Raw genomic sequence first — 23,903 nt, 5'->3', positions numbered from 1 at the left:
ACTAAAAAACAGATTGTTTTAGTATCATATAGCCAGTGCTTTACGGAGTATTGTTAATGAATCAATGGTTTACAGTTAGTTTGCAAGACAGTACCGGTGAGTTAGTTCCGTTTACTCAACCTACTAGTAAAATCGTTTGTGTCGGAAGGAATTACATCGCACATGCGAAAGAGTTGAATAATCCTATTCCCGATTCGCCAATTTTATTTATTAAACCTAATTCTTGTCTTGTAAATTTACCTGATGGTGTGAAATTGCCAATCACTTCGTCAAGTTGCCACCATGAGCTTGAAGTTGCTATTTTAGTTGGCCAACAAATGTCCAATACTTTACCTGAGCAGGTAGCAGATAATATCGCGGGTATTGGACTTGGTCTTGATTTGACATTGCGAGAAATTCAAAGTGAACTTAAAGCAAAAGGTCAGCCTTGGGAAAAAGCAAAATCATTTGATGGGGCATGTCCTGTTTCACCATTTATTGCATATAACAAAAAACAGATTAATTTAGATAAAATCACTTTTCAGTTGATTAAAAATGGCCAAGTAACACAAACGGGTAATACAAATGATATGCTATTTAAAGTAACTGATTTAGTTGCCACCATTTCTCAACATTTTACCCTTTATCCTGGTGATATTGTATTAACTGGGACTCCGGCAGGAGTAGGAGAACTCCATTCTGGCGATCAGTTGGTTGTTTCGTTAAACGACTTGCAATGGTCAACAGCAGTTATTTAAAGATTTTAGTTGTTACTTATATATTTTAGTAATTCAATTCAGGTTAGGAAATGAAAGGGAAAGAAAAAGATCGGTTTTGGGAGCGTATTCCAATGCAGGAACTGTCGGAAAAACAATGGGAATCCCTATGTGATGGTTGCTGTAAATGTTGTGCTTACAAGCTGCAAGATGAGGATACTGAAGAGATGGTATTTACCAACGTAGTTTGTAAATACCTCGATTTAGAAGCGGGACGGTGTACCGTTTATGATGAACGCCAAAAATATGTGCCAGATTGCATAAAGGTGACTCCGCAAAATGCCACTGAGCTAGAATGGATGCCAAATACTTGTGCCTATAAGCTGGTGGCAAATGGTGAGCCTTTGCCGCTTTGGCATCCCTTAGAAACTGGTGATCCGCGATCGACCATGTTGTCAGGTAATTCTGCTGTAGGTAAGGTCATTAGTGAAGATACCATCGATTTAGATGATATCGAAGATTACGTCGTTAGTGATGATTACTTTGAGCAGGTTCATAAAACTGATTAACCAGTCAGTTTAATCCAGCTCCGGCGGTTCACCTTGTTCCATCATTTCCAGCAGTTGTACGGTTATCGCGACAAAATCATGATCCGTAATAATCCCAACAATTTGGTTTGCATTATTCACCACGGGTAAGCAGCCAAATTTTTTCTTATGGATCAATAAAGCGGCATGGGTAATTGTTGTATTACTTGTAACCGTAACAATATCATTTGTCATAATATCAGCAATTAGCGTACCCGATTCAATTTTGGCCAGTTCTTCCTGATTGACAAAGTTTTGTGATGAAATCGAATTGGCCAAGACATTGCGTTCGCTAACTAAACCAATTAGTTGCCGATCTCCTTCGACTATTGGTAGGTGTCTGAAACCATGTTTGCGCATCAGACGTCGCGCGTCAGCAAGACTGTCATATCGAGTCAGAGTAATGGGATTGGGTGTCATGACATCTTCTACAGCCAGCATATTCTTCACCTCTTAGCAATTGTAGCTATTATCAATAAGGTTTAAATAAAGATCTATTTTAGTACATTTTATTCTAAAATAGACAAAGAAGTCGGTTTTTGATGCGGATCAACTAACAAATGATCAATAAACGGAATAACTTCACTTTTTACAATAAGTTTCAGCTCTATCTAACTGAATAATATGAAAATTCTTTAAAATTCAGCTACACTAATGGATGTCTGAATTGATATGATGATAACGATGGCGACATTAATGAAAAAACTAAGAAATCTGTGGTTGACTTCTTTTCTGGTGTACGGCGCATTGTTGGCTGTTCATGTTAACGCGAAAAATGCGCGAGTTACACCTGATGTCAGGGTACTGATTGATATTTCGGGTAGTATGAAAAAAAATGATCCGGAAAATCTGCGAGTACCAGCGCTGCAATTAATTACCAATTTACTGCCTAAAAAGTCTAAAGCCGGTGTATGGACCTTTGGTCGATACGTCAACATGATGGTGCCTTTATCAGAAGTTGATGAAAATTGGCAGAATAAAGCCACTCAAACTGCAAAAAAGATAAATTCAGCTGGGTTGTATACCAATATTGGTAGTGTCATGGAAAAAGCCAGCTTTGGTTGGAATAGCCCCGATCCTGACGAAAAACGAAGTTTGATTTTGTTAACTGATGGTATGGTTGATATTTCAAAAGATCCACAGGTGAATGCTAAAGAACGTGAGCGTATTATTCAAAAAGTCTTACCCAAACTCAAAAAAGCGAATGTTGCCATTCATACCGTCGCTTTATCACAAAATGCCGATCATGAACTGCTAAAATTATTGTCCAGTCAAACTGATGGTTGGTATCAAGCGGTTGATAATGCTGAAAAACTACAAAAGGTGTTTTTAAAGATTTTTGAGCAGTCAACACAGCGAGACAATTTACCTTTAACGGATAATCAATTTACGGTTGATAACAGTATCGAGGAAATGACTTTATTGGTGTTTAAGAAAAGTGCTGCTGAGCAGGTCGCATTAATTGACCCTCAAGGACAGAAGATTAGTCACGGGAGCGATAACGGTAATGTTCGCTGGTTTTCTGCTGACGGGTATGCACTGATTACGGTCAAAACGCCTCAACCGGGTAACTGGAAAATAGAAGCCAATGTTGACCCTGACAATCGGGTTATGGTGGTTAGTAAACTAGGACTTAACATTAACCCGGTACCGAATAATCTACTATCGGGTGAGTCGATTGATTACCAAATGGAACTGCTTGAAGATGGTACTAAAATCACCAAAGAAGATTTTCTCAAACTCATCAACGCCAGGCTTCTACAAGATAAGAATGGTCAAGCAAGTAAAATGGCGATGTTTTATGACTCAGGTAGTCATGTTTTTAAGCAGAGCTTTTTTACTGATGAATTTGAGGGGGTATTACAGCTGACTCTTGAAGTCAAAAGCCCAACATTTGAGCGCATGAGAAACCATGCTGTTAATATCTATGGTTCGCCACTAATTACAGAAATTCAACAGTCAGATAGTCTTGAGCAACCGCATTTAATTCGCTTTCAAGTCAGAGAGGATATCGTTGATGCCTCAACACTGCAGGTTAATGCGACTATCCGCTACCCCGATCAAGAAAAACAATATCGAGTGATTGATGACTTTTCAAGGCCGCTAGAATTAAAGGTATTTCCAGCGGGTGGTGAATACTCTGTTGCGTTGGATATCAGCGGCAAAACCAGCTTGTCGCGTAACTTTACAGTCTCTCCTGCACCGGTTGTATTTACCGCAAAAGCGATTCAAAGTGAGCAGCTAGTGGGTGAAACGCCACAAGACGATACACAAGAAGCAACAGAAGTACCCAATCTGACCGAACAGCTTGCAGCACAAATAACGGATAGTGCTCAGGAAGAAGCTGCTACAGAGCCTCAAGAGCATGAAAAAATTGAAGAGAATTCTAAGCCCGAAACGCTACCAACTCAAGATAATGAAGATGTCGCTCCCCCTGAGCAAGAAGAGAGCAACATACGCATGTGGGTTTATATAGGACTTGGTGCGAATTTGTTTATCGGGTTGCTTGGTTTTCTTGGTTGGAAATTAATTAAAAAGAAAAATCAAAGTAATACGTATTCAATGACGAGTGAGTTAGGGTTGGATGACGAAGAAGATGATGACGATGACCAAGACGATGATAGAGAAGAAAGCCGCGAAGACAAAAAATAAACAGATTTTAAACTAATCTATTATTCGTATTGGATAAATGTCGATTATTCTTATTTAAAATAAATATTTTAATGATTATCATATTGAGAAAAGTCAACGACGACCAACAGGAAAAGTTTTCATGAGTGATTCAGTCATATCTTGGCTGCTGGTTGCAGAAATAGCTCTGCCTTTTGCCGTGTTAAGTATTGTATTAATTTTCATAATCATTCGCGGACGTAAAAGTGCCAAAGAAGCTGCTCGTAATTTAATCTTAAAAATTAAAAATAACGAAGAAGGCGAAAAAGAGGCGACCTATAACTTTTTAACCCAAAAACTGTCGATTGAAGAATCGGAAGCTAAAAAGTTAGCTAAAAAGATTATTAATGAACGCAAGTTCTTGTTTCGAAATTTAATCAGTGGTTTTCTTGATAAAAATACAGATGCGATAGCTTCTCTTGAGGCTGATATGTCAAGAATTGTTGCACGCTATCATTCTCTCGATATTCAACCTCAGGCAAGTGAAACGATAGTTGAGGATAATCCAGAAAACCTGGAGAAAATCCAAGAGTTACAAAAGGAAGTGAAAACCCTCAAGCATGAAGTCCATGTAACATTAACCACTTTGAATAATATATTTGCAGAATTTAGTTCGATGTTTGGAGAAGAAGTTCCCGATACTGAAATGTCTGTAGATCAGATTATTACTGCAATGGAGTCATTTTCAGATAAATCAGTTGCTGGGCGAGATGATGATGAGCCTGCGGATGAATCTGATGATCTGATGATGGGTATGTCTGATGAAGATGATGAGCTCGATGCTTTTGCCGAGGAAATCGAAGAGGTATCTTCTGAAGATGTCGAATTGGCAGATCACGATGAGGCTGAATTATCGGCGGACGAATTAGCAGAGCCAGCCCCCGAAAAAGAAGAGCTGGATTTCTCTATTGATGATGAACTTGATGATATTGATAGCGCGCTGGATGAATTAGAGTTGGGAGATGCCGGTGGTGCGAGCCAATTATCGAATGATGAGCCAAGCTGGGATGAAGCTTTTGAGGAAAGTGGCGATAATAAGAAAGAATGAAGTTTATACAGTAAGTTATTAAAATCTGTTTGAATTATGATCATGTCGAGTGTTATTTATTCAAGATTAAAAAAAATTAAAAAAAATTTAAATATTTCGTTGACAGATACCGAGTGTAACCGTATTATGGCGCCCGCTGAAACGCACTAGCAAACAGAAACTTACTGAACGGGTTTCTTAGACATAAAGCGTCTTTAAGCAGAATTAGTAAGTCAATTAATTGTTGAACTATTAATTTTAGATTTAAAGTATTTCGATGTCATGCTAGACCGGTGCGGAGTGGTAGTTCAGCTGGTTAGAATACCGGCCTGTCACGCCGGGGGTCGCGGGTTCGAGTCCCGTCCACTCCGCCATATTTATATAAAAAAAAGGCTACTTTATGTAGCCTTTTTTTTATCTGAGTTTTTTAATAATCACTGTCTATACATTTAATATTTCCTTTCTACGCTTTTCTGTATTTCCCTGCTTGAAACTCGACTAAGTAAGCGTTTTTCATCATTACTAAGAATTTTGGGTGTTGATTCAAAGCATAACCCAAGGGATCACTAATGGTAGCCAGTTATTGAGAATTTCATATTTTTAGTGATATGGAACAAAATTAACCTTATTAAACCATATCGCCAGCGTGGAATTACATACTCTGACTAGCTAAATTGGTTGTTATAATTTATGATTATCAAAGTCATATAACAATTAGAGCGTCCACAGAAGAGGGGTAAAGATGAAAAGACTCGCAATTGCAGTTATTCATGGCCTAGGCAGTGAAGAGGAATTTTATTCTGTTGAATTAAAGCATCGAATTACTGAAGAATATGTTAAAGGAGCTCAAGGCCGGCTTGAAGATGACCTGCTTTTTCATGAAATATATTGGGGCGATATTGTCAAAGAAGAGCTGAATAACTTTCAACAACGGGCAAACTACAAAGGCGATTTAGCTTATCAGAATTTGCGTCAGATAATGACTGATACGCAAGCATTAGCATTACTTTATAATCCGGGAACTGAAATTTATGAGTCGATTAATAATCGAATTAAAGATGGTTTCAGGAAGTTTGCATCGCACCGTCGAATTGATGTAGAGAGTACGCCGTTAGTTATTTTGGCACATTCTTATGGTGGCGTTATGATGTCACACTATATCCGCGAAATGCATGCATCGACTTCGAGCATTAACAATTTTGAATCGATGAAAACATTAGTAGGTTACGTTACTTTTGGTAATCCTATGGGAGTTTATGCGTTAAGTGGTGCCAATTCAATTTTGGGCAAACCATGCTCAATTGTCGGTGATGCGTTGGATGATGATATGAAAAAGCGTGCTCGTTGGTATAATTTTTATGACAAAGACGATATTATTGCATATCCATTGAAAGGTTTGTCCGAAGAATTTGATAAACATGTTAATGGTGATTTTGAAATAAATGTAGGAAGTGCAGCAACTTCTTGGAATCCGGCTTGCCATACCGGATATTGGGAAGATAAAGATTTCTATCGCCCAGTTGCTGACTTTATTGGTGAATTAAGAGCACCGCATTCATTCTGGCAAAGTTAGTTCTAGCAAGGTTATTCAAGGATTTCATCCTGCTGATAAAAGCCTGCTTGTTGCGGGCTTTTTTGTGTTTGCTAATCGACGAATGAGTGACGTGCATAAAATAAAAACAATTGGTAATTATGCTCTCTCAACAAGTGCAAACTCGAGATATTGGTCGAATCTTATCTTTACAAAGAGATATACAAAAACGCAAAAATCGTAACCAGCCGACCGAAAAAATGGAACAGAAATTAGCACAGCTAATAGAAACGTCTGTGGCTAAAACACAAAGTTATCAGCAAACCTTAGGGGATATAATCATTGCCCCTGACTTACCAATCGCAGAACACTCGTCTGAAATTATTGAATTATTACAGCATCATCAAGTTATCATCGTGGCTGGTGAAACGGGCTGTGGTAAAACAACTCAGTTACCTAAAATTTGTTTATTGGCAGGATTAGGGAGCCGAGGAGTCATTGGCCACACACAACCGCGCCGTGTTGCGGCAACTAGTGTTGCAAAGCGAATTGCGGAAGAAATTGAAACTCCGTTGGGAGAAAAAGTCGGTTATGCTATTCGTTTTGCGAATAAATATTCGGAAAATACTCGCGTAAAGATTATGACAGATGGTGTTATGCTAACTGAGGTTGAACACGATCCGTTGTTATCTCAGTATGAAGTCATTATTATCGATGAGGCGCATGAAAGAAGTTTAAATATCGACTTCTTAATGGGATTTATTAAACGAATATTACCCAAACGTAAAGAACTCAAAGTCATTATCACTTCTGCAACAATTGATCATCAAAGATTCTCTAAACATTTTAACGATGCACCAGTTGTTACTGTTGAAGGGCGTAGCTATCCGGTTGAAGTAAGATATCGACCACTGGCTGACAATGATGAAGGACAAGATGATCCATTAATCAATAGTATTGTTGATGCGGTAGATGAGTGTTGCGCAGAATCAACAGGTGACATTTTGATCTTTGCTGATGGAGAAGGGCAGATCAAATCTATCATCAAAAAGCTCAAACATGCGGCCAATAATCAATCGCTAAGCCATCAATGGGATATTATGCCGTTATATGCTCGCTTGAGTGTCAATGAACAGCAAAAGATATTTGCTCCCTCAAATAAGCGAAAAATTATTGTTTCAACTAATGTTGCCGAAACATCTTTAACTGTGCCAGGAATTATTTTTGTTATTGATATTGGAAATGCAAGAATCAGTCGATTTAGCCAGCGTAATAAAATTCAGCAGCTACCTGTAGAAAAAATTGCCAGAGCTAGCGCTGATCAAAGAAAAGGGCGTTGTGGACGTATTGCGCCTGGTATTTGCATCCGCTTATACAGCGAAGAAGATTACTTGCAACGTGATGAGTTCACTTTACCAGAAATAAAGCGAACCAATTTATCTGCTGTTTTATTGCGACTAAAAGCAATGAGTGTTGCCAATATTGAAAATTTTCCTTTCATTGAAGTGCCTGATGAGCGAGCCTGGAAAATAGCGCATAGTAGTTTGTACGAATTAGGTGCGCTTGATAACCAGGATGTCATTACTCAAATTGGAAAGTCTATGGCCACGATTCCAGTTGATCCGCAGCTGGCTAGAATTTTGGTGGATAACAAATTAACCGCCGTAAATGAAATGCTGATATTTTGTGCATTAATGAGCGTGAGAGAAGTACGTGAAAGACCACACGACAAACAACAAAAAGCAGATCAGTTACACCAAAAATACCACCAACAAGACTCTGATGTGATGACAGCTATTTCACTTTGGTCACAATTAGAAGAGCAAAGAGTGGCATTGAGTTCGAGCCAATTTAAAAAGTGGTGTACTGATAACTTAATAAATTTTTTAGGATTATTAGAGTGGCGCCGTGTTTATTTTCAATTAAAGGAGTCCGTTACCCAGTTGGGACAAATGATTAATCAAAAAGCGGCAACACTTGAGGAAGTTCATCGCGCTTTGTTGCCAGGATTTATCACCCATATTTTTTATCGTAGTCAAGATATCTACTATCAAGGTGTGAGAGGTTTAAAAGTCTGGCTGCATCCTTCTTCTCTTAGTTTTAAGCAAAAGAAAGCCTGGATGGTTTCAGCGGAAATGATTGAAACTGACAAATTTTATGCGCGTATGAACGCCGAAATCAAACCTGAGTGGGTTGAAGAGGCAGCACCTCATTTACTGAAGAGTCAATATCATCAGGCTCACTGGCGTAAAAAGCGTGGTCAGGTTGTTGCTTATGTTAATCAAACGTTGCTCGGATTGCCGATAGTTTCTAATCGCTTGGTTAACTATGCCAGTGTTGATGAAAAAATCAGTCGAGAAATATTTTTAAAAGAGGGATTGGCTGAAGATCAATTAGCAGAAGCGTTTCCGTTTATTAAAGCTAATCGGGAGAAGCTGGCTTACCTTGAAGCACAAGAGCAAAAGCAACGGCTAAATAATATTCGTATAGACGCCGACAAACTGGCAGAGCGTTATGCTCAAGTATTACCTACACATATCTTGAGTGTGATTAGTTTAAAGCGTTGGTTAAAAAAAGATTTCAAGGCACGGAATCGCTTGTTATCGTTTACTCTAGAACAATTGACTGATAATGCAACTCAAGACCCAGAATCTTACCCAAGCCAATTAAAAGTTAAAGGTGTCATGTTGAATTTAAGTTATTGCTTTGCGCCTGGAACGCCTGAAGATGGGGTTAGTGTAGAAATCCCCGCCAACATGTTAAATCAGTTTAGTGAGCGCGATTTTGATTGGTTAGTGCCGGGTTACTTGCCTGAAAAAATATTAGCGACGATTAAGACGTTACCAAAATCGATTCGCAGAACTTTAATACCTTTATCTGAAACTGCTGAACACTGTTACGCACAACTTATTAAGATTGATCAAACCGGCAAACGATTTTTAGATGAACTCGCAAGCGTTTTACAAAGAATTACCGGTATCCAGATTCAAGTTACTGATTTTGACATGAGTGCTGTCGAACCTCATTTATCGATGAAGTATAAAGTGCCGCTAAAACAAACTTCAGTATTGCAAAGTTCTCTTAATGAATTAAAACAACAGATATCACAAAAAAAACAAGTTACATCGATTAGTCAGAAACAAAAACAACTGTTTAATTGGCCAGATGGTGATTTTCTTTTAGAGAAAACCATTGAACAACAACAAACTATTCGAATTTTTCAAGGGATGAAAGACTGTCAGCAGTTTGTTGAAATTTGCGACTACCCCTCTTTGGTCATTGCGCGCAGAGCACACTTATTTGGTGTTGCCAGGCTTTTATTATTGACACATAAAACGCCACTCAATCAATTTTATAAAAGCTGGCCCGATTATCAACAGCTTGAGCGTTTAAACTTAAGATTTGGTGGCTTTAAAGAATTGTTTGAAATGCTTGCACTGATTACTGCAAAGCAATTGATATTCGATATTCACCCAATTACCCAAAAATCAGTTTTCGATAAAGTTAGCCAACAATTTGCCAATGCTTTTCGTAAAAATCTTGCTGCGAAATTAACTGAAATTATGCCTTTACTAAAGCAACGAGAAAAAATTTATACCACACTGGCATCAATGAATACTCTAGCATACCAGGATTCGATTGATGATATTCGCAATCAACTAAAAGCATTATGGCAAATAGAGAGTTTGATGATTGCCGATACAAAAATGGCAGAGAATTATTCACGTTATATGACTGCGATTGAAGTCAGATTAAAACGCATAACCACTAATTACCCAAAAGAAAGTCAGTCGATGGAAATATGGCAAGAGTGGTCTTCATGGTGGCGCGATTTAATACAGCATAAAAATCGTGAAACCTTACAGGTAACCTTTGATGAGATTTTCTGGATGTTACAAGAGTTTCGAATCAGTCTTTTCTCACCAGGCGTTAAAGTTGTCGGCGGAATTTCAGCCAAAAAGTTACAAGTGCAGTTTGAAAATCTCGAAGCGGCCCTAGATACCCTTTAACAGAATAGGTCGGAGGTGTTTGGCAGTTATTAATAATTACTCAGCAAATACTTTACATTTCAATTAAATAGGACTAAAGTACTACTTGTTTGAATGGTGATTGCCTGAATGCTATAACAATGGAACGGGCTTCTAGCCAAATTGGGAGATAACTGAGTGAAAGATTTAACTGCCAGACAAAATGAAGTCTTTGAAATACTCAAAGAATATGTCGAAGACTATGGTATTGCGCCGACCCATGTAGAATTAGCCAAATTAATTGGTGTGAGTTCTTCTAAAGCTGCGGCAGACCATTTAAAGGCGTTGGAAAAGAAAAACGTTATCAAAATATATCCTGATAAGCCTCGTGGTATTCAGATACTAACGCCAATTGACGAAAATGAGTTACCACTAATCGGCTCTGTCGCTGCAGGCTTACCCATTGAAGCAATTGAAAACGTTGAAGCTTATATTACTATCCCTGAGGTTTTAAAACGCAATAAGCCCACATTTTTACTGCGTGTTAGAGGTGATAGCATGATAGATGCCGGTATTTTGGATGGTGATTTGATTGCCGTTCGTAAAACTAATACCGCTGAAGTTGGACAAATTGTTGTTGCACGAATTGATGATGAAGTCACCGTAAAGCGATTAGAGCGACAAGGCGCCAACGCGGTATTGCAACCAGCTAATGAGCACTATCAACCGATAATCTTACCCGCTGAAGATCTTGCCATAGAAGGCAAATTTGTCGGTTTAATTCGCGCTTGAATATATTATTAGACTTTTGCCGTAAACTGCATCTGCCTGTCGCGATATAGACTTATTAAACGCAGTTTACATGCTTTAATTGTTATTAACAGGCAATTCTAAACCAGTATCAATAGCTAAGCTCTCGCTTTACAAAGACAGTTCATTTTAGAAGACAGTCTATATTAGAATACAGTCAATATTAAAAGACAGTCCGTCTTGCCATCGCATATTGCAAAAACAGCCTATATCAGATAAACACTCTACATACCAGAAACAGCCTATTTGGCAGAGTTAGTCTTTTACTAGAAAAAGTGGTTATTTAACAAGAGTGTTTGTTCAGCAATAGCATGCGGTTTGAATTAATGGTCAATAGACCGTTGTTTTATCTCTCGATATAGAAAATCCAAGCGTATTAGATTGAAAAATATTCGCTGGCAATTCGTTATTTTTATAATTTTATAATGTCAAAATCAGGTTAATCACGACTATTTTAGACAAATTTAATAAGTGGTTATTATTGGGTATTAGTGTTTTGAATAAAAATTATATTTAGATACCTAATAAAAAACTACTCTATATATAACTTTCTGTGTTTAAAAATATTTTATCGTTTATTGTTGAAAAATTCAGGTATTAAATGTACTAGGTAATACATAATAGTTATGTAAAGCAATGAGTTAATGTTTGTTATCATCTCAAATCAGGGCATTATCATTCAGGATGTGATTAGCCATAATTCTATGATTAAAAACTTTATAATCCTAGGTATTGCAAGTGATGTAGGCATTTGGTCTAACACTTTCAGGTCTATATAAGTACGTGTATTTTCGGGGATTTTCCGCTAAAATAGATTCCTTTTGTCAATCAGCTTTAAAGACTCAATCTGAATGAAATTTATTATCAAGTTATTCCCCGAAATAATTGTTAAGAGTAAGCCTGTTAGAAAACGTTTAATCTCGCAGTTGAAGAAGAATTTGCGGAAAATTCTTACGCCACTTAATGAAAATATCGAAGTGGTTGGTTCTTGGGATTATCTCGAAGTTAGAATGATTTCATCTGATACTAACTTAATCACTGAAAGTGACTCAGTTGAAAAGTCTGCAGTGGCACAGTTGGCAGAAGATATTTTAACTCGTTTAAAACAAACGCCTGGTATCGATTTCATTCTTAAAGTAAATACCCATCCCTTTGAATCTTTAGATGAAATAGCGGATATAACCGTTCAAACTTATGCTGAAGAAGTGAAAGGAAAAACATTTTGTGTTCGTGTTAAACGTAGCGGACAACATCCTTTTAACTCTACCCAGATAGAGCAAAAAGCTGGTGGCGCACTTTTGCATAACAGTGAAGCAAAAGGCGTGGAGTTGAAATCACCTGAAGTAAAGGTGCAGCTGGAAATTCGTCAAAATAAACTTTATACAATTGAGTCGAGAACTCCTGGTTTGGGGGGCTTTCCTCTTGGCCAACAGGAATCATGTATCAGTTTAATCTCGGGCGGATTTGACTCATCAGTGGCCAGTTATTTAATGATCAAACGCGGAGTTCGTACGCATTTTTGTTTTTTCAATCTGGGAGGGATGGCCCATGAAGTCGGCGTAAAACAAGTTGCTCATTATATCTGGCAGAAATATTCTTCCTCTCACCGAGTGTTATTCATCACGATACCATTTGAACAGGTGGTAAGTGAAATATTGCAAAATGTTCATCATTCTCAAATGGGCGTTATTCTTAAGCGAATGATGATGCGAGTTGCAGAAAAGGTCGCATTGGAATTTAATGCGCCAGCTATTGTAACCGGAGAATGTATTGGTCAGGTTTCTAGCCAAACATTGACTAATTTATCGGTCATTGACAAGGCAACACAAGCGATTACATTACGACCACTTATTGCGATGGATAAACAAGAAATTATCAGTATTTCTCGCGAAACTGGCACTGAAGAATTTGCTGCATCTATGCCTGAGTATTGTGGAGTAATTTCTGATAAGCCGACAACTTGCGCAAAACTTGAAAGAGTTGAGCATGAAGAATCGCGATTTGATTTTGCAGTATTGGAGCAAGCATTTGCTGCTCGCCGAGTAGAAAATATTGACGAACTTTATCAGTCAAAATCTAATATTGATGATATTGAAGTAGTATCAATGCCGGCAAAAGATGATGTGATTATTGACATTCGTCACCCACAGGAAGTAGTTGCTAAACCGATGATATTAACCAATAATCAAGTGATTGAAATTCCCTTCTTTAAACTGCAATCAGCAGAAAATCTTAATCAAGACGCACAATATTTACTATATTGTGATAAGGGGATTATGAGTCAGCTTCAAGCTGAAGAACTTCAACAGCGTGGTTATCAAGTTAAAGTATACCAACCATAGCATGAATTAATTACATGCCAAATAGTTTTTTAATGAATAAAAAGGGAGAGATTATCGAATGAAAGTTGATGGTATCCGAGTTTTTATTCCGTGTAAAAATTATGAGCTATCAAAAGCTTTTTATCAGGCTCTTGGGTTCAATTTAACATTTGAATCAACCGAAATTTGTGAGTTTGTAAGAAACGAATGTTCGTTCTTGCTGCACAACCATTACCATGAAGGTTTAGCAAAAAATTTAAATATTCAACTCTCTGTTTTGAATATTGATGAGGTTTACCAAAAACTCCAGTCACTTTGCGGATTTAATATTCGCTTTAAACCGCCAAAGGTTAAGGCGTGGGGGAGTGTTATTTATTTGTGGGGGCCATCAGGTGAACTTTGGCATATAACGCAGTTTGATACCGAGTAAATTTTTCACTCACCAAGCTCACCATCAGTATTGGTTATCGACAACCGTAACTTTTAAACGTGATTATTATTCAATATCAAATTGTCACTGAGTATCTGATTATTTGAATTATTTACAATGCAAATTTTTATCATTGGCATCTTCTTGAATCCCATCTTGATTGCTATCTTGTGAATGACGCATTCTGCCCGCTTTACTAATAATTAATGCTCGAGCTAATTCAGGTTTATTTTTCCAACAGAATAAAAAAGTACCATTTTGATGGTTTGTGATGCCTGTTTGATGCCATTGAAAAGAGTTTCGATATCCAAAGGCTTTAAACTTTAAAGAAAGTTGAGGATGATTTAAGTTTTGTACATAAATCATTGATTCACTTTTGTCTTTTTGTCGGTTTTCATTCAAATCAATAAATGCCATAAAACCATCAGACCAATTATTATTGCACTTAAGTTGGTCGTCCGTTGGACACACCGTAATTTTTGATTTTTCTAGAATTGCTTGTTTGCGCGCGTTTTGTAACAGATATTTAAATTGACTGACTTGTGTTGCTATTTTTTGTCGATCAATAAATTGATTAAATGATGGAAGAGCAAAACCAAAGAGTAAAGTGAGTATGGCAAGGGTAAATATTAAATCGATAAAGGTAAATCCATTATGCTGCGAAATAAATGTCCTTTGTTGTTGCGATATTGGTTTATTTATCAACAACGACCCCTCTAATTTATTAGGTTTTAATGGTAAACATTGAGGCACGACGATAACAGCGCATTTTGTTCGTTTTACTAAGCGATTAGCGTTTGTTCGCGTAATGGTATTAATATTGTTACTTGGTAATGAATTGAGAAGCTTGATTAACATGTTGTTATCCTTAACTTATTATTATTGATAAATTGGCAATAAATTATAAGTTAACTCGATAACACTTCAATCAGAGTAATTCTTAATCAGTTATCAGATTCTGACGTTTTGGTGCGTAAGAAATCTACTTATGTCAGTCAATTGCAAGTTTTTTGAGTTTGTAACGCATGGCTCTAAAACTGATTCCTAACAATTTTGCTGCTTGAGTTTTGTTGCCGTCGGCAGCTTGCAGTGCCTGATTGATCTCAAAGGTCTCTATTTTTTCTAAATATTCATCGAGACTTAGATGACCTCGTTCGCCAATGGGTATATTGGATTTAAGTGGTAGCATACTGCTTGATGATTGGGGTAAATTTAAATCCTCTGCACAAATTTCTTCGTCATTACATAGTGTAATTGCGCGTTCTAGCAGGTTCTCTAGTTCTCTAATGTTACCCGGAAACTCATAATGACACAGTCGGTTAAGTGCGTCTTGCGATAGTCTGAGGTGTCCAACACCATGAACTTGCGCTAATTGGTTGAGTAAATATTCCGCAATTTTAGGAATATCTTCGACTCTGTCGCGCAAGGCGGGAACGGTTAATTCTATTACATTGATACGATAAAACAGATCTTGTCGAAACTCATCGGTTTCAACTAACTTTAACAAATTTTTATGGCTGGCACTTAAAATGCGGACATTGGTGGGGACTTCTGTTTCGCTGCCTATTGGTCTAACCGTTTTCTCCTGAATTGCTCGTAATAACTTTACCTGCATGGGCAGCGGAAGTTCAGCTATTTCATCGAGAAACAAAGTACCACCGTTAGCCGATTGAAACAGTCCTTTTTTATCATTGATTGCACCGGTAAAGCTGCCTTTTTTATGTCCAAAAAACTCACTTTCCATCAATTCAGAAGGTATAGCGCCACAATTGACTGGCACAAAAGGCGCGTCGCTACGCGGTCCCTTAAAGTGAATAAGCCTGGCAACTAGCTCTTTGCCTGTACCAGATTCGCCGTTAATAAATACGGGAGCCTGACTGCGGGAAAGTTTAAGAATTGTTTGTTTGAGCTGCTTCATGACAGAAGTATCGCCAATAAGCTGCTTTTTAGGGCGCGCAGGAATTTCTTTGGCCGATTTATTTGGTAAATTAAGCTTGATTGCTGAACCAATCAGGTTTTTCAATGCGTGTAAGTCAACTGGCTTAGATAAAAAGTCAAAGGCACCCGCTTTCATTGCCTCAATGGCAATTTCCATATTACCGTGAGCTGTAATTAAGGCCACAGGGAGATTAGGGTAATTGGTTTGTATAAACTGAATTAATTCAATCCCATCGCCATCAGGTAGTCGCATATCTGTGAGACAAACATCAAATTCCTGATTTTCAAGGTGTTGATATGCCTGAGCCAGATTTTCAGCCTTAAACGTGTCAATACCCATCCGTACCAGTGTAATGCTTAGCAACTGCAAAATATCTGGTTCGTCATCGACAATTAATGCAACGGGTGTTTTACTCATGAATAATTTCCAATCATTTTAATCGTTAGCTGATTGATTTTAATCGCTTTTTCATATGGTATCGAATTAATTATCTAATAAATTATCCGCTACTACCAGTCATTACATCATTTAACTGTTTAATTGAGCATGTGCTGATTTATCGCTGAGTTAAATTGACGGCTGAAAAGCTGATTCGAAAACACGATCCGCCTTTGGTGAGCGGAATATGGTCAAGTCGAGCATGATTAGCTTCGCAAAGTTCTTTAGAAAGATATAGACCTAATCCAGAACCGGTACGCGAAGTGGTGAAAAAAGGTTCAAATATTTTTTCTGCTATTTCTGGTGAAATACCCATACCGCGATCAATGACATCTAAAAAGATAGTGTGGCTATGTGGCTCGATGCCAATCATGATTTGGACATATGGGATGCCCGTATTTTCTTTGCTATACCGGGCTGCATTGTCGATAAGGTTGGTCAATATTTGTGTTAACTGCGACACATCAAAATGAATTACCAAATTATTTGAATGATACTGAGTTGAAATTTCTGGCTTTTCTTCTTTGCCATTAATATATTCCTGTAACATGATAGGAATATATTTTGATAGATTTATCTCTTTAATCTGTAAAACTTTTCGCTGTGACAGGCACATAATATTTTCAATAATATCGTTTACCCGCCGTGTATTTTTTTCAATTATTTCCAATAAGTCAGAATTTTCTGGACTGATTTCATTCGATTCACTCATTAATTGCGCCGCATGACTAAGCGCTCCTAAAGGGTTTCTGATCTCATGAGCAATCGATGCAGTTAAGCGCCCAAGTGATGCAAGTTTTAGGCTTTGTGCCTGTTGGTTAAGGCGACTATTGTCTTCAATGAAAATAATGGCATTTTCTTTACTCTCCGCAATTGGCGAAAAATTTGGTAGTAAAGTGGGACCTGTTGCTGTATTGCGAAAAGATTTTGAACGATAGCTGTGATTTCTGCGCCAAAGATTGAGTTGTCTGGCTAAGGGGGAAGATACCTGCTCAAGGGTTCTGGATTTAGTCGATTCAGGCATTCCAAGATGGATCCAGGCTGCGCGATTAATTAATAAAATAGCATTTTGTCCATCGACGACAATAACGCCTGTTGACATAAACTGAATGATTTCTTCATTCAGTCTTTCCATATTTTCTAAGCCCTTAATTGACTCTTTGGCAACCGATTCATATTGGGTCACTTTGCGTGATAAATAAAATGAAAGTAGACTGGTTGCCATGAGAGTCAGTGATAAAATACCAACATGAGCCATACCATTTTTATCTCCAGTGTCGATTAGCCCAGAATACAGTTCTTCGCCAAAGATTGCACATGACGCAAGAATTGAAAAACCCAATGCACCAGGATGTCCGGTTAAAATACTTGCGGCTGAAGTGCTTACCGCAATTAATACACCAAGACCGCTGGCTGTACCGCCGCTGGCATGCATCAGTAAAACAATGAGTCCTATATCGATGAGTACCTGAATTTCTAATTGAAGGTAGAAAAAGCGTTGGTAAAACAGGCTCAAAATAAAGGTAATTATTGAGTAAAACATGAAACTGAGCGAACAGACGTAGTACAACTCAGGATTTCGCGAGCCTAGCAGACTAAAATTCAGATCAACCATACCTATCGAGTAAAGCAATACCGCAAGGATAACTCGATAGGTAGAAAATATTTGTAAGGCGCGCCAAGAAGAGGAAAAGGGAAGAGCGCTTTCCACTGCCAGCGTCATGTATTCAATCCTTGATAATATGCCCTTAACGAATTAATCATATATGGTTGGAATTGGTCGTCGCTTATGCTGGGTTTTAAGATAAGTGTTGACCAGCTTGTCTGTAACAAAATCATCAACAGGTTTGCCTTCAAGAAAGTCATCAATCTGCTCATAAGTTAAACCCAGCGCAGTTTCATCTGTTTTGCCCGGATCAAGACACTCCAGATCAGCGGTTGGTGTTTTATTAACCATAGCAATAGGTGCGCCTAAATGAGCGGCTATTTGTTTGATTTGGCGTTTATTGAGGCCAAATAAAGGAATCAAATCGCAGGCTCCGTCACCCCATTTGGTAAAAAAGCCGGTAATGTTTTCGGCTGAATGATCGGTACCTAAAACCAGCCCGCCTACTAGCCCGGCAATATGATATTGTGCGGCCATTCGCATTCGGGCTTTGGTATTTCCTTTGGTAAAATCTTTGAGAAAATGTGAATCAGTCAATTGCGAATATTCGGCAAGCTGCGATTCTACCTGATTGAATAGACTATCGGTGCTATCTTTGACATTGATTTCAAGGGTGACAGATGGATTGATAAAAGTGATTGAATTTTGAGCATCTCTTTCATCTGCTTGTGTTGCATAAGGAAGCCTAACCGCAAAAAACTGATAGGGACAATGCTCTATGTCAGAAATATCAGGATCAGAAAATTCATTCAATTCATTAATTGCTAGTTGTGCCAGTTTTCCTAGCGTGGAAGAATCGATCCCACCGCTAATGCCTAAAACCAGATTTTTTAGACCAGAATTAACCAAGGTGTTTTTAATAAAATCAATTCGACGTCTGATTTCAAACTCAATATTTATGGTTGGTTGGACTTTCATCGCTTCAATGATTTGTTGGGCACTAGTCAAGGTTGTCTACTCGTCAGTTAAAAGAATTAATTGAGTTAATTAATTGGGTTAGTTAGTTAACTTGCAATATTAGCATACTCAGTCATGAATTTAGATATGATTCATCACCACTCAATGAATAATCGTAAATTTTAATTCCCTTAAACATAGGTTAAATTTAATGAAGCTTGGCTCAAAAATCGCGATTAAAGATTACTGTTTTACTAGAAAAATTATTTTTCGTGTATCAATACCGAAATCGCAATTGAAAAAAAGGCACGATATCGTTGATAATAGATAACTCTTTGAATAGTTATAAGTTCCTGTTGATTTGGTCTATTATTGAAAAAATTAACAGGTTGTGATTTGAAATAAACCTGAGTTTGGTTGTTATTTTGCCTAGATTAATCGAATATCTGTAATTGGCGAGACATTAACCTGACGGTTTAAATCATCTTTAGAGAATAAAAACCGGTTGTTCACCATGAAAAAGATAGAAGCCATAATAAAGCCATTTAAATTGGATGATGTCCGCGAAGCCCTGAGTGATGCAGGAATCGAGGGTATGACTGTCACTGAAGTCAAAGGGTTTGGCCGTCAAAAAGGGCATACCGAACTATATCGTGGTGCCGAATATATGGTTGATTTTTTACCTAAAACTAAAATCGAAGTCATTATTCCTGACGACCTGCTTGATTTATGTGTCGAAACTATTATGGATACCGCGCGTACCGGCAAAATTGGTGATGGCAAAATTTTTGTGACTTCAGTAGAAAAGGTGATTCGTATTCGAACTGGAGAAGAGAATGAAAGCGCAATTTAAAGCGTAATGTCTAATCTTGAAAATATCTTATCTAAATCACTTATTGATATTTACTAACTAATTGGAATTGGCCAGTTTAACTGGCCAAATCTAGTGCTCTTATCTTTTTATTATTCTTTAAAGCCTGGATAGTTTAATAACAATACTTGCCGTGCGTTTTCGGCCAGATCAGGTAGTTCCAGCAAATTATAGGCTATTTCCATCATTTTAAGCGCATAAGGGACTGAAGGTGTTTTGGGATAATGATCGACCACATACTTGGCTCGTGATACCGCAGCTTGATAGGCTTCTCGACGCATATAGTAATTAGCTACATGAAGTTCATATTCCGCTAACCGGTTGCGCAAATAAATCATGCGTTGCCTTGCATCTTTTGCATAGTGGCTATTCGGGAAAAGACGAACCAGCTCAGCGAAATCGTCAAATGCCTGACGAGCGGTACTAGCATCGCGTTCGGAAAGCGGTGCAGAAAATAACTCTTTACCGAAGCCTTTTTCTGATGAATAGTTAATCAAACCCTTCATATAATAGGCGTATTCCAAGTCTTTGTGGCGTGGATTTTGGCGAATAAAGCGATCAGCGGCAGCAATCCCCGATGCATAATCATTAAGTTTATAATAGGAAAAAATCAGGTTTAGCTGTGCACGGTGAGAATAGGCACCAAAAGGATAAAGACTATCAAGTCGCTCTAAATACTGAACGGCACTGCGATAATTTCCCGAAAGCATTGATTGCTGGGCCCGCTCGAATAACTTGAATGCATTATTGATACGTTGTGCTTCGGTGGTAGTCGCTCTATTGCTCTGACAACCGGCGACGATGGCGATTAATACTAATACAGATATAATTCTTACTATTCTCATTGATTCTCAAAGCCGTTAAAATGGACAGTTTACCAATTACTGAAGCTGATATTGAACTCACACCAGCATTCAACTAATTTTATTTAGTAGCAAAAATAAGCTTGGTAGGTTTATTGGTGCAACTAAATTGGTGCTGCTAACTATTATCTAACTTAACATAATTGGCAGTGTTAACGCGACATTTTACCCCACGGGGTTATCATTCGCTACATTTACAACTCTTATAAGGCTAGATTCGTGTTAAAAAGTTCCGCCGATGAACAGCAGATTATTGAAGTCGACTCACAATACGCCGGGCAAAGGCTCGATTTAGTACTGGCTGATTTTTTTCCAGAACTGTCTCGCTCGCGTATTCAAGCCTGGATTAAAAATGAACAAGTCTGTATTGATGAAAAAGTAGTCATTAAACCCAAGCATAAATTATTAGGTGGTGAAACATTAGAAGTTATTACTACTTTGGCCGATCAAGGCGAGTGGGTTGCAACACAAATACCGTTAAATATTCATTATCAGGATGATAGTCTGATTATCATCAATAAACCGGCTGGATTGGTCGTCCATCCAGCTCCTGGGCATTATACCGATACATTGGTTAACGGATTGTTATTTGAATTTCCCGAACTGCGTAAATTACCTCGTGCTGGCATTGTGCACCGGTTAGACCGAGATACAACAGGTTTATTAGTCGTTGCAAAAACTGCGCAGGCACATAATCATTTGGTTGAGGAATTGCAAAATCGTGCTTTCGAACGTGAATACATGGCATTAGTTCATGGTGAAATTGTTGCTGGTGATACGATTGATTTACCGATTGGAAGACACCCAGTCAGTCGCAAAAAGATGGCTGTTAATGCTCATGGTAAAGAAGCAATAACACACTTTAGAATTGCAGAAAAATTTAAGGCTTTTACCTTACTTAATGTCAAACTTGAAACGGGAAGAACACATCAAATCCGTGTTCATTTGTCTCATTTAAAACATCCTTTGGTTGGAGATCCGGTTTATTGTATTCGTAACTTACGACCTAAAGGTATGGATGATTCATTTACTGAGTTATTTGATAATTTTAATCGACAGGCACTTCATGCAAAACAGTTAGCATTAACCCATCCAGAGAGTAAAGAATGGATGAATTGGTCGTCGTCATTACCTGATGATATGCAACAGCTCATTGAAGCTGTTCGTCAACATGATGAGCAAGTATAGATGAGTCGCATACTTACTGATGCTCTCTATTCGATGTATGCAAATTTATGATCCCAATTAATAAAAGCGTATGATGAAAAATAATGGTCAATCATTGATTTTCCCACAGTGGCCTGCACCCGCCAATGTGAGAGCAGTGGTTACTACGCGAATGGGTGGTGTAAGTATTGGTCGTTATGCTTCATTGAATGTGGCCACACATGTTGATGACAATCCTCAATCTGTGGCACAAAATCGGCAGCAATTACTGGATAATTTGCCAACTCAATCTGGCTTAAAATATACTATTGCCTGGCTAAATCAAGTTCATGGAAATCAGTGTATTGAAGTTTCGCAAAGTACACCACAAAACCAAACTGCCGATGCCGCATTTACCACTAAAAAAAATATCATTTGCAATGTAATGACGGCTGATTGTTTGCCTGTATTATTTGCCAACCGTCAGGGTAGCTGGGTGGCAGCTTGCCATGCTGGTTGGCGCGGTTTACTGGCTGGTGTCATTGAGAATACAGTTAACCAGTACATAAATGTTGAACAACATATTAAACAAAAAGACTCAATAAACACTCAATTTGTTAAAGACCAATCAAGTACAATTAATATAGCAAGTAATATAGCAAGTAATAATAAGCCCCAATTACAGTCATCAACTAATGATTTAATCGCTTTTATTGGTCCCGCGATTTCCCAACGGCATTTTGAAGTTGGCAGTGAAGTTTTTACGCAATTTGTGAGCAAAAATAAGCAATATACGTCGTTTTTTCGTCCAGCTCACAATCAATTTTCTGCGCAAAAATATGACTTTGATTTTGTAGGGCTAGCACGATTTATCATGCAGCAAATGGGGATTGAAGTTTTTGGCGGCGAATGGTGTAGTTTCAATGATGAGCAACGCTTTTACTCATATCGGCGAGATGGACAAACCGGGCGCATGGCGAGTTTAATCTGGATTGAATGATTATTTTAATCGAATGATTTTCTGGGGTGAGTCGAAGCTCATTTAATTGACAATTACATCGGGTTATTGCTGAATTGAGTCAAGACAGAGTTAAGACAAGACAGAGTTAAGACAAGTTTATGATTAAATTCTATTTTTTATTGGTGGTGTTTCTTTGTTGAGTAAAAATATCAATAATATGAAAACCTGGGAATAGTTAGCATGATTAGTTTTGCAGTACTTGCCGTTTTACTCGGTGGAATCGGTGCAGTGCTTTATATTGGAAAAAAGAACAATCAAGCTGATTGGGGACATTGGCTGACCAATATTTTAGATGGATTAATACGAGTTTATTGTCGCCGATATCATCGTCAAAATGATCAAAAAATCAAGATTCCTCAATCCGGGCCGGTCATACTGGCTAGCAACCACATTTCAGGTATCGATCCATTTATTATTATTACCGCAACCAATCGACCCATTCGATTTATGATTGCGCAAGAAGAATATCAAAAACCAATTTTAAACTGGATGTTTCGAGCCGCCGGATGTATTCCGGTTGATCGTGCGGGACGGGTTGAAAAGGCGTTTCGCAGTGTTATTCGAGCCATTCAAGCTGGCGAAGTTGTTGCAATTTTTCCGCAAGGTGGAATCCACCATACTACGACACCTCGAGAAAAAATTAAACCCGGTATAATAAAGTTGAGTTTATTGACCTTAACACCAATCATTCCTATCAGAATATGGGGGATTGTAGCGCCTGGCACAATTACGCAAGCTGCAATTCAGCGAAGTCAGGTAGAATTTGAAACTCATTGCGCTATTTCGGCTGACCAAGTGGCTCATCCAGACTTTGCTGGTGAAATGTCACAATGGTTAATCTTTTCAACTCATCAAATTCGTCTTGATTAATTGCAAATTGAGTTTTATTGGTATAAATTTCTTGTCTTAACAAAGCTTGATCCAAATCAGCATTTGCGCTGCTTGCATTACTTGATTTATTAGCAAACACCCCCATTTTGTAGGTATCGTTAATTTTAGATTTTAAAATATTTTATAAGGGGC

At 38.0% G+C, this 23,903-nt stretch carries 19 protein-coding genes and 1 tRNA gene; 14 read left to right on the top strand and 6 right to left on the bottom strand.

The annotated features are described in order from the left end of the window. The first annotated feature begins 56 nt into the window (after positions 1-56). Entirely contained in the window at positions 57-737 is a 681-nt protein-coding gene (locus ABVT42_RS04005; protein WP_353873850.1) for a fumarylacetoacetate hydrolase family protein, read from the top strand. Positions 738-787: 50 nt separating this feature from the next. Next, entirely contained in the window at positions 788-1,264 is a 477-nt protein-coding gene (locus ABVT42_RS04000; protein WP_353873849.1) for a YcgN family cysteine cluster protein, read from the top strand. Between the two features lie 9 nt (positions 1,265-1,273). Here ABVT42_RS04000 and ABVT42_RS03995 read toward each other — a convergent pair whose 3' ends face one another. Then, entirely contained in the window at positions 1,274-1,723 is a 450-nt protein-coding gene (locus tag ABVT42_RS03995) for a CBS domain-containing protein (protein WP_353873848.1), read from the bottom strand. Between the two features lie 255 nt (positions 1,724-1,978). Here ABVT42_RS03995 and ABVT42_RS03990 point away from each other — a divergent pair, with 255 nt between their 5' ends. The 8 genes from ABVT42_RS03990 (at position 1,979) to ABVT42_RS03955 (ending at position 14,039) form a co-directional block, all read left to right on the top strand. Continuing rightward, entirely contained in the window at positions 1,979-3,934 is a 1,956-nt protein-coding gene (locus ABVT42_RS03990; RefSeq protein WP_353873847.1) for a VWA domain-containing protein, read from the top strand. Positions 3,935-4,055: 121 nt separating this feature from the next. Beyond that, positions 4,056-5,000: a hypothetical protein gene (locus tag ABVT42_RS03985; RefSeq protein ID WP_353873846.1), complete on the top strand. Its 945-nt coding sequence runs from the start codon at positions 4,056-4,058 to the stop codon at positions 4,998-5,000. A gap of 276 nt (positions 5,001-5,276) precedes the next feature. Next, positions 5,277-5,353 (top strand) — tRNA-Asp (locus ABVT42_RS03980). 368 nt (positions 5,354-5,721) lie between these two features. Then, positions 5,722-6,552: a hypothetical protein gene (locus ABVT42_RS03975; RefSeq protein WP_353873845.1), complete on the top strand. Its 831-nt coding sequence runs from the start codon at positions 5,722-5,724 to the stop codon at positions 6,550-6,552. A 119-nt stretch (positions 6,553-6,671) separates the two neighbouring features. Continuing rightward, on the top strand, positions 6,672-10,520 hold the full coding sequence (gene hrpA, locus ABVT42_RS03970; protein ID WP_353873844.1) for an ATP-dependent RNA helicase HrpA: 3,849 nt from the start codon (positions 6,672-6,674) through the stop codon (positions 10,518-10,520). A gap of 156 nt (positions 10,521-10,676) precedes the next feature. Next, positions 10,677-11,270 carry a transcriptional repressor LexA gene (lexA, locus tag ABVT42_RS03965; RefSeq protein ID WP_353873843.1) on the top strand — a complete coding sequence of 198 codons (594 nt, stop codon included), beginning with the start codon at positions 10,677-10,679 and terminating at the stop codon, positions 11,268-11,270. Positions 11,271-12,139: 869 nt separating this feature from the next. Further along, positions 12,140-13,630, top strand: coding sequence for a tRNA uracil 4-sulfurtransferase ThiI (gene thiI / locus ABVT42_RS03960; RefSeq protein WP_353873842.1), 1,491 nt, complete (start codon positions 12,140-12,142; stop codon positions 13,628-13,630). Between the two features lie 58 nt (positions 13,631-13,688). Continuing rightward, complete coding sequence (locus ABVT42_RS03955; RefSeq protein ID WP_353873841.1) at positions 13,689-14,039, top strand: VOC family protein; 351 nt, start codon at positions 13,689-13,691, stop codon at positions 14,037-14,039. Positions 14,040-14,147: 108 nt separating this feature from the next. Here the strand turns inward: ABVT42_RS03955 and ABVT42_RS03950 are convergent, their stop codons facing one another. The 4 genes from ABVT42_RS03950 to nadE form a co-directional block, all read right to left on the bottom strand. After that, entirely contained in the window at positions 14,148-14,897 is a 750-nt protein-coding gene (locus ABVT42_RS03950; protein WP_367023478.1) for a GspH/FimT family pseudopilin, read from the bottom strand. Between the two features lie 133 nt (positions 14,898-15,030). Continuing rightward, complete coding sequence (locus ABVT42_RS03945; protein ID WP_353873839.1) at positions 15,031-16,395, bottom strand: sigma-54-dependent transcriptional regulator; 1,365 nt, start codon at positions 16,393-16,395, stop codon at positions 15,031-15,033. A 139-nt stretch (positions 16,396-16,534) separates the two neighbouring features. After that, on the bottom strand, positions 16,535-18,139 hold the full coding sequence (locus tag ABVT42_RS03940) for a sensor histidine kinase (RefSeq protein WP_353873838.1): 1,605 nt from the start codon (positions 18,137-18,139) through the stop codon (positions 16,535-16,537). A 33-nt stretch (positions 18,140-18,172) separates the two neighbouring features. After that, positions 18,173-19,030, bottom strand: a complete 858-nt coding sequence (gene nadE, locus ABVT42_RS03935) for an ammonia-dependent NAD(+) synthetase (protein WP_353873837.1) — start codon at positions 19,028-19,030, stop codon at positions 18,173-18,175. Between the two features lie 463 nt (positions 19,031-19,493). Between nadE and glnB the strand changes: the two genes are divergently transcribed. Further along, on the top strand, positions 19,494-19,832 hold the full coding sequence (gene glnB, locus ABVT42_RS03930) for a nitrogen regulatory protein P-II (RefSeq protein WP_353873836.1): 339 nt from the start codon (positions 19,494-19,496) through the stop codon (positions 19,830-19,832). A 110-nt stretch (positions 19,833-19,942) separates the two neighbouring features. Here the strand turns inward: glnB and ABVT42_RS03925 are convergent, their stop codons facing one another. Beyond that, entirely contained in the window at positions 19,943-20,695 is a 753-nt protein-coding gene (locus ABVT42_RS03925) for an outer membrane protein assembly factor BamD (RefSeq protein ID WP_353873834.1), read from the bottom strand. A gap of 237 nt (positions 20,696-20,932) precedes the next feature. Between ABVT42_RS03925 and rluD the strand changes: the two genes are divergently transcribed. The 3 genes from rluD (at position 20,933) to ABVT42_RS03910 (ending at position 23,750) form a co-directional block, all read left to right on the top strand. Continuing rightward, complete coding sequence (rluD, locus tag ABVT42_RS03920; RefSeq protein ID WP_353873833.1) at positions 20,933-21,901, top strand: 23S rRNA pseudouridine(1911/1915/1917) synthase RluD; 969 nt, start codon at positions 20,933-20,935, stop codon at positions 21,899-21,901. Positions 21,902-21,971: 70 nt separating this feature from the next. Next, on the top strand, positions 21,972-22,859 hold the full coding sequence (locus ABVT42_RS03915; protein WP_353873832.1) for a purine nucleoside phosphorylase YfiH/LACC1 family protein: 888 nt from the start codon (positions 21,972-21,974) through the stop codon (positions 22,857-22,859). A gap of 201 nt (positions 22,860-23,060) precedes the next feature. After that, positions 23,061-23,750, top strand: a complete 690-nt coding sequence (locus tag ABVT42_RS03910; protein ID WP_353873831.1) for a lysophospholipid acyltransferase family protein — start codon at positions 23,061-23,063, stop codon at positions 23,748-23,750. The last annotated feature ends 153 nt before the right edge of the window (positions 23,751-23,903 follow it).

This window comes from Aliikangiella maris (assembly GCF_040719265.1).
GTDB classification, from domain to species: Bacteria; Pseudomonadota; Gammaproteobacteria; order Enterobacterales; family Kangiellaceae; genus Aliikangiella; species Aliikangiella maris.
The sequence above is the reverse complement of the archived record's forward strand: the minus strand, read 5'-3'. Positions and strand labels throughout refer to the sequence as shown.